Origin of the sequence: Shewanella marisflavi (assembly GCF_002215585.1) — a bacterium.
In the GTDB taxonomy this organism is placed as follows: Bacteria; Pseudomonadota; Gammaproteobacteria; order Enterobacterales; family Shewanellaceae; genus Shewanella; species Shewanella marisflavi.
The window spans coordinates 1,866,908-1,881,467 of record NZ_CP022272.1 but is presented as its reverse complement, the minus strand read 5'-3'; the positions used below and the strand labels follow the sequence as shown (position 1 = coordinate 1,881,467).

Sequence of the window (14,560 nt, the reverse complement as noted above, 5' to 3'; positions counted from 1 at the left end):
CAGGCACGCTGCTAATCTATTCCACTTATTTATTTCGCTAATCTCAGCCACTAATCTCAGCCACTAATCTCAGCCAATAAGGTCAGCCACTAAGCTAGGTCATCTGTTCATACCGCTCATACAGCTCGCTAAACCAAAGAGCTAATTTTAAAAAGCTAAGTTCAGCGTGTTAATCCAGATGGAGAGTGATGCTTTTACCCACAATTAACGGCTATTCAGCAAGATCACTATTGCAAAATCTAAATCTACAACATAATATACATTTGTATACATAAGAATACACAATGTAACAAGGGACTGATAAACCAACAAGCTCGTAACAACTACGCCGATTAAATGCCCACAGGTATAAGCGTTTAAACAAGAGGTATCCGGTTATGACTAGGCGCTCACGACAAAATCATTTCAGGCAAAGTTTATATTTGGCCTGCAGCATACTTATCTTGCCATCTGGCGAGTTAGCGGCGAGAAGCAGTTTAAATCCGCTTCAAGAAGCACTAATGCCCTATAGCATAGCCGCGCCCTACGGATTGAAGCCGCAAATGTCCCAATATTTTTCCCCTCCTGACTCGGGTTCACTTTATGGCAACAGCAAAGCATCGTCCACTGACCAGTTAGCATCTCCCCCTAAGCTGATCACGCCAGAGCCACAAGTCAGGATATCCTCAGGCTCTTGGCTAAGCCGCATCCAAGAGGTCACTCCTGGCGGGCTGCTGCACTACCTGGTACCACTAGTTGCTATCGCTCTGGTCATGCAACGTCTTTATAAACAAGTCATTCTATTTTCCAGTGCTCGGCTGGAGCAGAAGATAGATGAGCGCACTCTAGCGTTAAAACAGGAAAACAGACGCCTACAAGAGATGAGCCATACCGATCCATTGACTGGCGTAAAAAATCGCCATTTCATCGAGGAGATGATCGCCCAGGATTTAAATCGAGTCGATCGCAGCTATCAAGCGGCAAAGCAAAATGGCGACCTACCGACTAAAGCAGATATGCTAGCTTTCATCATCGACATCGACCATTTCAAACCCATTAATGATACCTATGGGCATCTGATTGGCGATCAAGTGCTTACCCAGGTGGCTCAGCGCTTAAATAGCCTGTTTCGGAATTATGATTATGTAGTGCGATGGGGCGGCGAAGAGTTTCTCGTGGTTGCGCGTTTTGTGGATCGCCATCAGATCGATAAGTTGGCTGAAAAGGTTCGCCAAGGGATAGAAGCCATGGAGTTCCGGCTGGATAACCAAGCGCCTTTCAAAATCACAGCGTCCGTTGGTGCTGCGCCCTACCCCTTTTCGGCCAATCAACCAGACAAGATTGGTTGGCAACAGGTCGTTCACTTAGCCGACATGGCCCTGTACGCGGCTAAAACCACCTCTCGTAACACCTGGTTTAGCTATATGGGGAAAGATTCACAGACCCTGCCCGATAATTGGCAACTTGATCAAGATACTATCCATCAGCTGGCAGATGTTTCGAGCAAGCCCCTCTGCCGTCACATAGCCTAACTGACCTATACCGCTTTACCATTTTCGGCAGGGACGCCTTTTTTATTACCAAACAACACATCTGATTGAGCCTGCATTTTTCCCTTTCTTGTTTAATTTTTTGCGCTAAACCCCACTCATGTATGATCTTTTAGATACATAAACATACATTAGAATACAAAAGTGATATATAATAACCCGCAATATATCTTTTACAGTATTGCAACACATAGAGGGCTATCGTGAAGGACAATAACTGGATACTGATCGTCGATGACGATGCTGACCTGGCACATCTAGTCGCCGATTTTCTCGAGATGAACGGTTACAAAACTCAAATTGAGCACAACGGCGCTAAAGCTGTTGAATGTATCATTAACGAGCAACCCATGTTAGTGATCTTAGATGTGATGCTACCGGATATGGATGGCTTATCCATCTGCCGCGCCGTACGCCATGGTCACCCTGGTATCGAGGGCAGCTATAACGGGCCTATCCTGATGTTGACCGCACTCAACAATGATATTGATGAAGTGGCTGGACTAGAGACTGGCGCCGACGATTACTTAGCCAAACCCGTCCGTTCGCGGGTGTTACTCGCCAGAGTCAGAGCACTACTAAGACGTAAACCCGAGCCTATTGTTGAAGCGAAACTCAGCAAACTGCACAGTCATAATGATAGCCTTATCGAGTTTGATGGGCTCAGCATAGATAAGAAATATCAACGTATCCAACAGCATGGACAAGATATTGAGCTCACCACTGCCGAATTTGAGCTGCTTTGGCTCCTAGCCAGTAGACCCGGCGAGATTTGCGATAGAGACTCTATCTCTGATTACTTCAGTGACTTAGGATACGAGAGCTCACACAGAACCATAGATTTACGCGTATCGCGTATTCGCCGCAAGCTAGGGGATGACCCCAGTCATGCAACACGCATTAAGACAATACACGGCAAAGGTTATCTGTTTGTCGGAGATTAAGACCGAATGCGACTAAAGCCAATTGCTCTATTGATACTCGCAATCCTGATCATGCTCACGCTGGCAGGTATTGCGGCGAGTATCGATTCCCCCGAGGCATCGGCAGATCTACTTCAACGTGAAGAGCAGCTGGCAAACCTACCTCAAGAGCAAAAGGGCGAACTCCTTACGGCACTGGTTAAACATTATCGCGACAATGATCCCCTGAAAAGTCTGGCATATGGGGAGCAGGCACTTGAAGTCTTCTCACGCTGGCCAGACGATAATCGCAAAGTCACAGTGCTCAACAACATGGCCTGGGTACATGTCTCGCTCAGTCAATATGCAAAGGCCCAACAACGGACCGATGAAAGTAAGCTGTTAGCAAAAGCCAATCAAGATCTGCGCGGCCTTTATGCGGCGCAAACCATGCAAGGTATCATCTACTGGCGTAAAGCCGATTATCAGACCGCACTCAAGACCTTCGAGCAGGCCCAGGAGATAGCCAAGCAGGAGCAAGACCTCAGGGGCATCGCCAATACGACAAACTACATGGCGATCATCTATCAAACCATAGGCCAACCAGAAAAGGCGCTAAACTTTTTCATTCGGGCCTTTAACATACAAAAGCAGTTAGGCGACGAGAAGAGCATTGCCGTTTCGCTCAATAACATCGCCAACATGTACGGCACCAGCGGCAACTACAGCCTGGCGTTAGACTATCAATTGCAATCGAGGAAAATTAGAGAAAAACTCAACGATCTCCCAGGTTTAGCCCAAATATTGGGTAATATCGGCCTCACCTATTTTTATCTGAAAGATTATGAGCAGGCACTCTCCTATCTGCAGCGCTCGCTGGGCTACTACGAGTCACTCAAAGATCAGCAAGGCATTGCCGAGATCCACAGCAACCTTGGCATGGTTCATCTTCAGAAGCAGCAACTCGACTCGGCATTACATCAGTATCAGCAGGCCTTAGCCCTGGCGCAGCAGATCTCTGATACGGCGCTGGAAGCTCGAATATACATAGAATTAGCCAATGCCTATATCGCACTCGACAACCCAGAACAGGCCTACCAACAGATCACAACTGGGCTAGACCAGGCAAACAGGCTCGGCATCCTTTCAGTCAGTGCTTACGGTCTGCTAACACTCGCCAAAGTGGAGAAGATGCGCGGCAATCATCAACGCGCGCTAACCCTTAGCGAGGCAGCCTTAAACACCTCACAACAAGTTCAGGATAAACATATCGTTCGCGACGCCTACGAGTTTCGCTATCTGCTCTTTAAATCCTTAGGAGAGACAGACCAGGCGTTAGCGAATTTAGAAGAGTTCAAGCGGGTCAATGATGAGATGTTTAACTCAGAAAGCGACCAAAGATTAGCGTTTCTCCTTAGCCACTTTGAGACCGAACAGCAGGAGCAACAGATAAAATTATTGCAAGCCGATCAGGCACTACAGAAGACACAACTGGCGCAACATACTTATCAGCGAAATGTATGGCTTGGCGGCCTTAGCGTACTGTTTGTCATTATACTCTTGCTTGTTAACCGCCATCATCAACGGAAAATCAATGCGTCACTGAATCAAAATATTCAATCTCAACGTGAGTTGATTCAGGCGGTTGCCCACGAATTCAGATCGCCTCTTGCCCGAGTCCAGCTGGCCTTTGACATGCTTGAAGAACAACTGAGTCAAGATAAGGAAACCCGATTAATCGGCACCATCAATAAGGGGTTGGCTGAACTTGAAAACTTGATTAAAGAGGCGCTCGATTTTATCCAGCTAGAAAATCACTCGCGGCCCTTACACCTGTCTCAGGTAAATCTGAATAAGGTACTCGAGGAGGTCATAGACGCCAACAACGCCCTCTATCCTGACAAAGGCTTTAAGCTGGTGACTCGCCCAAATAACACCTGTATCGTTAGCGCCGATAGTACCCAGATAACGCGGGCGTTTTCCAATATCATTCGTAATGCAGCACGTTTTGCGGCGTCACAGGTAGTAATAAGCCTACATCAAGATAAAACCGCCATCACTGTGAGTATCGAAGATGATGGCCCAGGGATCCCCAGCGAGCAGAGAGAGCGGGTGTTCGAGCCCTTCGTCAGACTGGATCAGAGCCGCTGTCGTGATTCAGGCGGCATAGGACTTGGTTTGGCGCTGGCAAAAAAGATCTGTGAAGCCCATGGCGGCACCCTGACTGTTTCATCTTCTCATCTGGGCGGCGCTAAATTATCTCTGCACTGCCCGAGTGCGGCTAAATCCTCCCCCCAACAAGACGCCTCTTAACCTTTCTCTCCAAACACACCGCGCTATTATTGAACGCCAATTTCGCCGTAATGATCTCTTACCAAGTTTTCTCTCACAGAGCACTTTCAGGTAAAGCACCCTCACGTAAAACACTCTCATGCAAAGTAATCTCACGCAAAGCATCCTCTCACAAGATTGATACTCAAGACATGTACACAAATTAGATACCAGCTCCCTGCCGCTAAAAACTATCCCTAAAAACTATCACTAAAAACTATCCCTAAAAACTATCCCTAAAGTCACTCCCTTGTCCAAGCTGAACCAAAAGCCCCAAGCAAGCACAATTGCCCCAATTGTTCTTTAATTGTTAAATTTGTTTGATCAAATGAATATTATTGTATATAAGTGTATACACCAATCTGTTGACTGTGGTGTAGCGAGATAGATCGCACTAAGCAGCTAATGGATGCGTTTAGCTCAACCCTACATCTCTCAACCAGCAACGGGACAACTGGAAATACGCTGATGTTTATCTCGGCGAGCACGCGGCCAAAGGCAAGCTATTACGGCCCGACGCTAAGTCAACACCAGGGGTTCAAGTGGAGTATATAATATGAAAATCAGTAAATTAGCCAGTGCAATAGCCATGCTCACCCTGGGTGTTACCAGCGCTAGCCAGGCAGAAGATCAACGCTATGTTATCCAAGTCGACAATCAACACAAAGGGCTTGTGAAAGCCTTGGCTATCAAATCCGGCGCCGAAATTAACCTCGACGGCAATGGTTTCTTCGCCGCCAGCTTTCCCGAGCAAGACCTGGCACAGGTCAAAGGCCTGTTAAACAACCCCCATGTGAAGCTGGTCGAGGAAGATCTGCGCCGCACACTCCAAGCCCTCTATCAAGATGACGCCGGCGATCCTATGGTCACTCAGCTCACCCCTTATGCTGTTTACCAATCTCAAGCCGACCAAGTGAACTTCGTAGCTGGTGCAGGCATGAAAGTCTGTGTTATCGACTCGGGACTAGACAGAACAAACCCAGACTTTAATTGGGGAGCGATCACTGGCGACTACGATCCCGGCACCGGCGCATGGGACGTCAATGGCGGGCCACACGGCACCCATGTTGCCGGTACGATAGGCGCAGCAGACAATGAGATAGGCGTCGTGGGCATGGCACCCGGTGTTGAAATGCACATCATAAAAGTCTTCACCGCAAGCGGCTGGGCCTACTCATCGGATCTAGCCCATGCTACGGATCTGTGTAGCCAAGCTGGTGCCAACATCATCAGTATGAGCCTGGGTGGCGGTGGTGCTAACAGCATTGAATCTAATGCATTTGAGGCCTTTACTCAGGCTGGCGGCTTGGTAGTTGCGGCGGCTGGTAACGATGGCAACAATGTACGTTCTTACCCTGCGGGATACCCCTCTGTGATGATGGTGGGTGCCAATGATGCCGACAACAAGATTGCCAGCTTTTCGCAGTTCCCAAGTTGCAGCAGTGGCCGAGGCAAGCGTGCAACACTCGATGAAAACATCTGCGTCGAAGTCACCGCTGGTGGCGTTCAGACGCTGTCGACCTATCCGGCTAGCATGTCGACCATGGCATCGATGAGTGCCGATGGCACTTATTACGAATCTGCCGCAATGGAGAATGCCGGTTCGGCTTCTGGCAATACCTATTTCATGGGCACTGCCGAAGCCATAGATACTGGCGCCCAAGGTCGTGTATGCGTTATCGACCGCGGTAACATCTCCTTTCATGACAAGGTAGCGAACTGTGAGGCCTCAGGGGGTTTAGGCGCCATCATCATCAATAATGTCGACGGTATGCTCTACGGTACTCTGGGAGATGCCAATACGACTCAGATCCCCGCGGTGGGTGCGGACTTAGCGGATCGAGCCGCTATCATAGGCGCCACAAACGCGACTATTGCCATCGATCAATCCGACTATGGCTATATGAGTGGCACGTCGATGGCGACTCCTGCAGTATCGGGCGTGGCGGCGCTGGTTTGGTCAAACTACCCTGAATGTACTGGTAGCGAGATCCGTGATGCGCTAAAAGCGAGTGCCCAAGACCAGGGAGCTCCAGGCCATGATGATTACTTTGGTTACGGTATCGTCAATGCCAAGGCGGCCTATGATTATCTGCAACTTCATGGCTGTCAGGGTGGCGACAGCTCGCCAGGAACCTTTAGCCTGGCGGCAGAGTATCAATTTGCACGTGGCAAGCACACTGTGACCTTAACAACGACGGCGGCCTCAACTGCCAAAGTTGATCTCTATCGCAATGAACAAAAAATTGCCACCGTAGCGGCTGACACCCACTACATAGATAGTTTCGGACGTAAGAGTAGTGGCAGCTTCGTCTATAAGGCCTGTGAGGAGGGATCTCAGATCTGCACTCAGACACAGACGATTAGTTTCTAAAGGCATCGCTTTTGTCTATATAACTCCTACCTATATGGCAGAGGTCCCCTTCCTCTGCCAGCTTTACCTTAAGCTTTCGGCCCCTTCTCTCCCTTAGACTCTAGCAACAGAATTAGGCTCCAACGGCGCCACGCGATTTTCCTCCCCAGCCATTTTCAGGTTCCTTTTCTGATTCTTTCGTCCGCCTTTTCCGCTCACGGCGCCTTTGGACAGCAAGTATTTTGACCAGGAATGAGCACCTGGATCCCATTCAAAACAGATACATAAGACAGCAAATGTATATTTATGTGAATTTTTTGATAAACATTTGTTGATCAATCTCACGTCAAGGTATATAAATGCATACATATCACATACATTCATATGCGATATAGCCCTATTGAAGACCTCATCAAGTAACTGGGTGCGACAACACTGAGTACTTATAAATTTTATAACAACAGGAGAACAGTTGATGACTACACCCAAGAAATCATCTTCCAAGCTGCTCACAACACTATTAGGTGCCTCGCTTTTAACCGGACTAAGCCCTGTAGCGCTGGCCGTATCAAAAGCGCCGCTCAAAGCTATGCCTGAATACGATCAACAATCAGTTATCGTTAAGTTCAAACAAAAAGTAGCTAAAAAAGATCGTAAAGAACTTACCCGTAACCTGGGCGTCTCTTTCAAAGATAAGAATAACGACGGCGTGGATGACCGCCTACGCAACATAGCTAACGGTCGTCTGGCGGTACTAGAACTGGGCCAAGGCCGTAAAGTTGATGCGGTATTAGCAAGCCTTAAAAACCACCCGCTAATCGAATATGCAGAGCCAAACTACCTAGTACATACGACTGCGGTGCCTAACGATACTTCATACCCAAGCCTGTACGGCATGCAGAAGATCCAAGCTGAAACGGCTTGGGACTATGTGATCGGTGATTCTTCTGTCGTTGTAGGTGTTATCGATACGGGTTTCGACTTCAACCACCCAGATCTGGCTGACAACATCTGGACCAACCCAAATGAGATCGCGGGTAACGGTATCGATGACGACGGTAACGGCTATATCGATGATATCCACGGCATCTCAGCCATCCTAGATAACGGTAACCCGTCTGACACTGGTGCTCACGGTACTCACGTTTCCGGCACTATCGGTGCCAAAGGTAACAACGCCATGGGTGTTGCCGGCGTTAACTGGCAAACCAACATGGTCGGTTGTAGCTTCCTGGGTTCAGGCGGCGGTACCCTTGCCGATGGTGTGCAGTGTATCGACTATATGATCGGTCTTAAAAATGCTGGCAACAACATCCGCGTACTTAACAACAGCTGGGGCGGCGGTGGTTTCACTCAGACGCTAAAAGACGCCATCACTGCGGCAAACAATGCCGATATGCTATTCGTGGCGGCTGCGGGTAATGACTCGGCCGACATCGACAACGGCGGTTTCTATCCAGCAGGTTACGATGTGCCTAACGTCGTAGCAGTAGCCTCTACCGACAGTAGCGACAACCTGTCTGGTTTCTCTAACTACGGCGACCAACTGGTTCACCTGGCTGCGCCGGGTTCATTCATCCTGTCAACGACGCCTAACAACAGCTATGACACTTTCAGCGGCACCTCAATGGCGACACCTCACGTAGCCGGCGCCGCAGCGCTGATCCTGGCGGGTAACCCCAACCTGACCACGTCACAGCTAAAAAGTGTGCTTATGAATACAGGTGATACGCTTGCGGCTTTGGAAGGTAAAACCATCTCTGGTAAGCGTCTAAACCTTGCCAACGCCCTGATCGATTCTGGCGGCGCGGGCCCTTCTTTCTTCATGGAAGCAACGCCAACTAAGTCAACCATCAACCAAGGCAACAGCCAAGCTTATGCTATCGATCTGGTTGCTGCAGGCGGTTTCAGCGGCACAGCGACGATGAGCCTAACCAGCGTTCCTGAGCTCAACGCAGAAGTCCTGTTCGCACAAAACCCGGTTGCGGGCGACACCACTAACACCATGACTATCAATACGACCGAGCAAACTGCGCCTGGTACGTACAACATGACAGTCAACGCCACCGACGGCAGCGTTTCTAAGAACATCAACCTGGAGCTGAAAGTATGGCCTCAAGGGACTGTTTCTACTGTGCTGACCAGCAACGAAATCGTACCTATCAGCGATGATGATCCTTCAAACCCTGCAACAAGCAGCATCAATGTTCCTTACGACATGACGCTGACTCAGGTAGAAGTGTTTGTTGACATCACTCACGCTTGGGCATCTGACATGCTTGTGTCTGTCATTTCGCCAGCTGGCGAAGAGGTCATTCTGCATGACCGCGCGGGCGGCAACGGCACAGGCCTTACTGGTAACTTTGTTCCTACCGAATACGAGTTGGACAACGCTTTTGGTGAGTGGAAACTGAAAGTCATTGACGAAGTTGCAGGCGATACAGGCGCTATCAACAACTGGTCACTGAAACTGACTGGCGCACCTTCTGCCGGTACAGATTTCGCACCAAACGTACAGATAGTGACACCTGCTAACCAGGGCGCCTACCTAAGCGGTGAAACTGTCAGCTTCAGCGCAAGCGCAAACGACACAGAAGACGGCGACCTGACTTCTAACATCGTTTGGACATCTAGCATCGACGGCGTGATCGGTAACGGCGCGACCTTCACTAAGTCTAACCTGTCTGTAGGCGACCACGTCATCACGGTGACGTCGACTGATTCAGCAGGCCAGGCAAGCACAGAAACTGTTGAACTGTCTGTTGCTGATGCTAACACTACGGTAAGCGGTGCAAACAACACGGCAATCGCTATGCCTGAGATGGGCGGTAAGGTATTCACTGAAATCGACCTGCCTACCGGCGTTGCTATCGATGCGATTGAAGTCAATGTTGATATCTCGTTCGAATCGGTTCAATACCTGAACGTATGGCTGCAGTCTCCAACTGGGACCATGGTTAAACTGGTCACCTGGCGTCAATTCTGGAACAAAGATCTGGTTAAGACCTTTAACCCAGTTGAGTTCGCAGGTGAGTCGAGCATGGGTACATGGCGTCTGTTTGTTGAAGATACGTCAAGCTATACCATGAACGGCGTACTGAACAACTGGAGCATCTCGGTATCAAACGGCGACGCGGTACTTCCGCCTCCGGCTGAAAACCAAGCCCCAGTGATGACAATCAATGCACCTATGGGTGGTTCTAGCTTCAACCTAGGCGACAGCATCACCTTCGACGGCACGGCAACTGACGCCGAAGACGGTAACCTAAGCGCTGGCATCAAGTGGTACGATAACTTCAACGGCCTAATCGGTGAAGGTGCCCTGTTCAGCACTAACTCGCTAAGTGCTGGTGACCACATAGTGACAGCTGTAGCGACTGACTCGCAAGACGCGTTCGACCAGGCTCAGGTAAGCTTCTCTATTGTCGATGCACCAGCAAACCTGGCACCTGTAGCCGATTTCAGCTTCACCGCTACAGACCTTGACGTGCAATTCAGCGACCTTTCTGGCGACAGCGACGGCGCAGTAACGACTTGGTCTTGGGAGTTCGGTGATGGTGCAAGCTCTGCGCTAGCGAATCCAGGTCACAGCTATGGCGCTGCAGGAACTTACACAGTTACCCTAACGGTAAGCGATGACGACGGTGCCCTGCACTCAGTCACTAAAGAGATCACAGTGACTGAGCCTGTAGTAGAGCCAACTATCTCTCTAGAGGGTTCTGCAGTAACTGACGGCAACCGCGTAGTGACCAGCTTAGCTTGGACTTCAGTAACCAAAGTGACCGTTGACGTATACCGCGATGGCACTCTAGTTAGCTCAGGTGTAAGAAAAGCCAGCTACACAGATCGCTTTAACTCTACCGCGACTAGTTTCACTTACCAGGTATGTGAAACTGGCACCAGCAATTGTTCATACGAACTAAACGTAGAGCCAACAATTAAGGTCAAAGGTAAGAAAAACTAAGACCGACTCGGAGGGCGCTTCATAGCGCCCTCCTCTACAACCTAAACCAAGATAAATATACGCCGCAGTGAGGTCGACTTGACCCAGGCTAAACGACAATTCGAGGCTAAAGAGGTGAAAAAATACCTGGTATCCTTACTCTTGCTTACCCTACAAACTCCCCCTACACAGGGCGGCAATGAGTTTCAAAACTACCAAGAGAGATTCGCTGATCCTTTGGTCAATATGATAGAGGAAGACAGTGCTCTCCTTGACCACTTTAACGCAGAGCGCAGCTCATCCATCGCCTTAGAGGACCTCAAACCTAGCTTAACCCATCCAGATATCGAGCCAGCCACGCCATCCAATAGCCAAGCAACAACTCGCTTCACAAAGGAGCAAACCCGATTCGGCACTGATCAGCCTACTTTTCTTATCCCGACTTCAACCAACACTCAGCGCCGCCCCGCTGGAGAGTCGGCAATCTATCGCTTCAGCACAAAGGCCACAAAGGGTTGGCAAGGTAATATCTGCCTTAGCTTAGCCTCCTCTCTTCCCGGCGCTACCCTATCGAAAACCTCGATATTACCAGGCGAGCCCTTCAGCCTTACTGTACCTACCCATAAGGGAATGCAATGGGGTAAATATATCTTTACCGTGACGGCAAGTGCCGACAATGGCGCTATGGTTGAACAGCAAAGTGCTAATCTTGAGCTGCTACCTAGTGACTTACAGTATCTCAGAGGCTCAAACGGCAATTGGCTGCCGATTACCGATAACTCACCGGACGGGGTACAGAGCATTATCTATATTTCTGAGCAGCGTCTTGCCTTTGGCGTAAAGGTATTGGCTAAGATAGCCCATCCCTGGCGAGCCGATCTGCAACTCACATTGACCTCACCTTCAGGCACAGTGCACAAGTTAGTAAATAATGGCGACGCCTTTGTCAGCCAGCAATATCAAAACAACTACACAGAAGCTTTTAGTCATGAACCGACTCAAGGTAACTGGACCTTGACGATCGTGGATCTGGCTGCTGGCGATACAGGCACCTTGCAGGGTTGGCATCTTAAGATAGATAGCTACTCCCCCTCGGCCTCAGAGCAAGCAAACGCTAAACCAGATACCTTACTTAACATGCCTAAGTAGGCAGTCTCGCCCCTACTACGCCACTAATCATCTGCTCATAAGAACACTCTGTTTTCACGAAAAGAATTAAACGGAAATAGCTGTTGTCCATTGGCAGTTCTGCTACAATTTCGCGGTAATTTCTTCCTCTAACATTACACATAAAAAATAATACCCTATGAATCAATCAAACAAAGTTTTAGCCGTTAATGACGACCTGCCTATCCGTACCGATAAGCCGGTACATTCAGGTAAAGTCCGCAGCGTATATTGGTTAACCGCAGAAGACAGTGCACGTCTTATCCAGCAGAAGGGTTATGATGTTCCTGCCGATACACCACTGGCCATCATGGTGATCAGTGACCGTATCTCAGCCTTTGACTGCATCTGGCAAGGTGAAAATGGCCTCAATGGCGTGCCAGGCAAAGGCGCGGCGCTTAATGCCATTTCAAACCATTGGTTCAAGTTATTTAAGGAAAAAGGTCTCGCTGACAGCCATATTCTGGATGTGCCACATCCATTTGTGTGGATTGTTCAAAAAGCGCAGCCTGTAATGGTTGAAGCGATCGCCAGACAATATATTACTGGCTCTATGTGGCGCGCCTACAGCAAAGGCGAGCGCGATTTTTGCGGTATCACACTACCTGAAGGCTTAGAGAAAGATCAGAAGCTTGAAGAAGTGCTGATCACCCCATCCACTAAGGGCGTACTGACAGGTCTTGAAGGCGTACCCGAAGCCGATGATGTGAACGTCTCTCGCGCCGATCTTGAACGTCACCTCGAAGGCTTTAACTTCCACAGCAAAGACGATATCGACCTGTACGAAAAGCTGTTAAAAGAAGGCTTTGCCGTGATTAGCGAGGCTCTGGCCGAGCAAGATCAGATCTTTGTCGACACCAAGTTTGAATTTGGTTATGTCAAAGGCGCCGATGGCAATGAAAAACTGATCTACATGGATGAAGTGGGTACCCCTGACTCATCACGCATCTGGGACGGCGAAGCTCGTCGTAACGGCAAGATCATCGAAAAATCGAAAGAAGGTTTCAGACAGTGGCTGCTAAACCACTTCCCGGATCCCGATATCCTGCTGAACAAAGAGCGTATGCCTGAGCGTATTGCCCTGGCCAAAGATAACAAGCTGCCGACCGAAGTGATGATGGATATCTCTAACACCTATGTGGGTATCGCCGAGACCATTATTGGTAAGAAGCTAAACTTAAGCGACAATCCTCGCCAGGAGATCATCGATATTCTGCGCAATGAATATCAGCTGATCCAAGACTGATAAAATTTAGTGACGAGCGCTGGTCAATCGACTTGTTGGATTAGCGCTTACCAGAAAGATTAAAAGGCCACATCCCCTAAAGGATGTGGCCTTTCTTTATAGCATCAATAGATAGATGGCTCACCCGGAGGGCGGGTCCGCAGCAGTTTCAGGAACCACATGTACTGCTCTGGATAGGCGTTGATCACTTGCTCAACGGCGCGATTAAGAGCTAACGCCTCATTCTCCTTACCCTGCATCTCATCGGGTGAAATAGGCGGCAATACGGTTAACAGATACTTGCGTTTATTCTGATCATAGCCAATCTTCACCGGCATCACTTGGGCATTTCCCGCCGAGGCTAGACGCCCCACGACAGGTAAAGTGGCCTTAACCGTTCCGAGAAACGGCGCGAAGACGCTTTTTTCTGGCCCTAAGTCTTCATCGGGTAGGTAGAAGAAGCTGTTATCGTTTTTCAACTCAGACAGCAGCGCACGAATGCCCGCCTCTCGCATGTAGATGTTGCCACCCTTAGAGCTGCGCATGCGGTTGTTAAACCAATCGAACAACTTATTGCGATGCGCCTTGGCCATTGAAACCATAGGCAGTTCAATATTTAAACGCAGCCCAGCATACTCTATGCCCCACACGTGAGGCATAATAAAAATCACCGGTTGCCCCGCATCTCGGGCGCGCTGCACATGCTCAAACCCCTCAAGCTCTACGCGGCGGCGCAGATGGGCGTTAGATCGCAGCAGGAGTTCCGACTGAGCGAGCAAGATCATCACAAAATTCTCGATATTTTCATCGAGCAGTTTATTAACCTCAACCTCAGACATCTTCGGAAAACAGGCGTTAAGATTGGCCCTGGCCACCTTTAGCGGCTTCTTGGCTATCTTTTTAACTAAACGCGCCAACAAACGTGCAATGGGATCTCTAAGCCAAGCCGGCATTAAGCCAAACACCACTAAAATGCCGATGGCAAACCAGGTTAGCCAATACTTGGGGTGCAATAGTTCCGCGCGAAAGCGGCGATCGAAATACTTCGGCTTTTTAGACATGGTTTTTTTAGATATGGATTCTCTAGACAAGAGTACAACCTCTTACTCA

General features: G+C 49.1%; 8 protein-coding genes. 7 read left to right on the top strand and 1 reads right to left on the bottom strand.

Features of this window, described 5'->3' with window-relative positions:
* The first annotated feature begins 500 nt into the window (after nt 1–500).
* The 7 genes from CFF01_RS08195 (at nt 501) to CFF01_RS08165 (ending at nt 13,471) form a co-directional block, all read left to right on the top strand.
* Complete coding sequence (locus CFF01_RS08195) at nt 501–1,511, top strand: GGDEF domain-containing protein (RefSeq protein ID WP_157704969.1); 1,011 nt, start codon at nt 501–503, stop codon at nt 1,509–1,511.
* A 221-nt stretch (nt 1,512–1,732) separates the two neighbouring features.
* The gene (locus CFF01_RS08190; RefSeq protein WP_088904470.1) at nt 1,733–2,473 is read left to right on the top strand and encodes a response regulator transcription factor; all 741 of its coding nucleotides are present in this window, start codon (nt 1,733–1,735) and stop codon (nt 2,471–2,473) included.
* A gap of 6 nt (nt 2,474–2,479) precedes the next feature.
* Nucleotides 2,480–4,744: a tetratricopeptide repeat protein gene (locus CFF01_RS08185; RefSeq protein WP_088904469.1), complete on the top strand. Its 2,265-nt coding sequence runs from the start codon at nt 2,480–2,482 to the stop codon at nt 4,742–4,744.
* 574 nt (nt 4,745–5,318) lie between these two features.
* Entirely contained in the window at nt 5,319–7,136 is a 1,818-nt protein-coding gene (locus tag CFF01_RS08180; RefSeq protein ID WP_088904468.1) for a S8 family serine peptidase, read from the top strand.
* Between the two features lie 454 nt (nt 7,137–7,590).
* The gene (locus CFF01_RS08175) at nt 7,591–11,079 is read left to right on the top strand and encodes a S8 family serine peptidase (RefSeq protein ID WP_088904467.1); all 3,489 of its coding nucleotides are present in this window, start codon (nt 7,591–7,593) and stop codon (nt 11,077–11,079) included.
* 78 nt (nt 11,080–11,157) lie between these two features.
* On the top strand, nt 11,158–12,207 hold the full coding sequence (locus tag CFF01_RS08170; RefSeq protein WP_088904466.1) for a proprotein convertase P-domain-containing protein: 1,050 nt from the start codon (nt 11,158–11,160) through the stop codon (nt 12,205–12,207).
* A 157-nt stretch (nt 12,208–12,364) separates the two neighbouring features.
* Nucleotides 12,365–13,471, top strand: coding sequence for a phosphoribosylaminoimidazolesuccinocarboxamide synthase (locus tag CFF01_RS08165; RefSeq protein ID WP_088904465.1), 1,107 nt, complete (start codon nt 12,365–12,367; stop codon nt 13,469–13,471).
* A 104-nt stretch (nt 13,472–13,575) separates the two neighbouring features.
* On the opposite strand, the gene lpxM is transcribed toward CFF01_RS08165, so the two are convergent.
* The gene (gene lpxM / locus CFF01_RS08160; protein WP_088904464.1) at nt 13,576–14,511 is read right to left on the bottom strand and encodes a lauroyl-Kdo(2)-lipid IV(A) myristoyltransferase; all 936 of its coding nucleotides are present in this window, start codon (nt 14,509–14,511) and stop codon (nt 13,576–13,578) included.
* Between the last annotated feature and the right edge of the window lie 49 nt (nt 14,512–14,560).

Excerpts from the sequence above, each read along its gene's own strand:
- CFF01_RS08195 (WP_157704969.1), top strand. The coding sequence starts at position 501 with ATGCCCTATAGCATAGCCGCGCCCTACGGATTGAAGCCGCAAATGTCC.
- CFF01_RS08185 (WP_088904469.1), top strand. The coding sequence starts at position 2,480 with ATGCGACTAAAGCCAATTGCTCTATTGATACTCGCAATCCTGATCATG.
- CFF01_RS08180 (WP_088904468.1), top strand. The coding sequence starts at position 5,319 with ATGAAAATCAGTAAATTAGCCAGTGCAATAGCCATGCTCACCCTGGGT.
- CFF01_RS08175 (WP_088904467.1), top strand. The coding sequence starts at position 7,591 with ATGACTACACCCAAGAAATCATCTTCCAAGCTGCTCACAACACTATTA.
- CFF01_RS08165 (WP_088904465.1), top strand. The coding sequence starts at position 12,365 with ATGAATCAATCAAACAAAGTTTTAGCCGTTAATGACGACCTGCCTATC.
- lpxM (WP_088904464.1), bottom strand. The coding sequence starts at position 14,511 with ATGTCTAAAAAGCCGAAGTATTTCGATCGCCGCTTTCGCGCGGAACTA.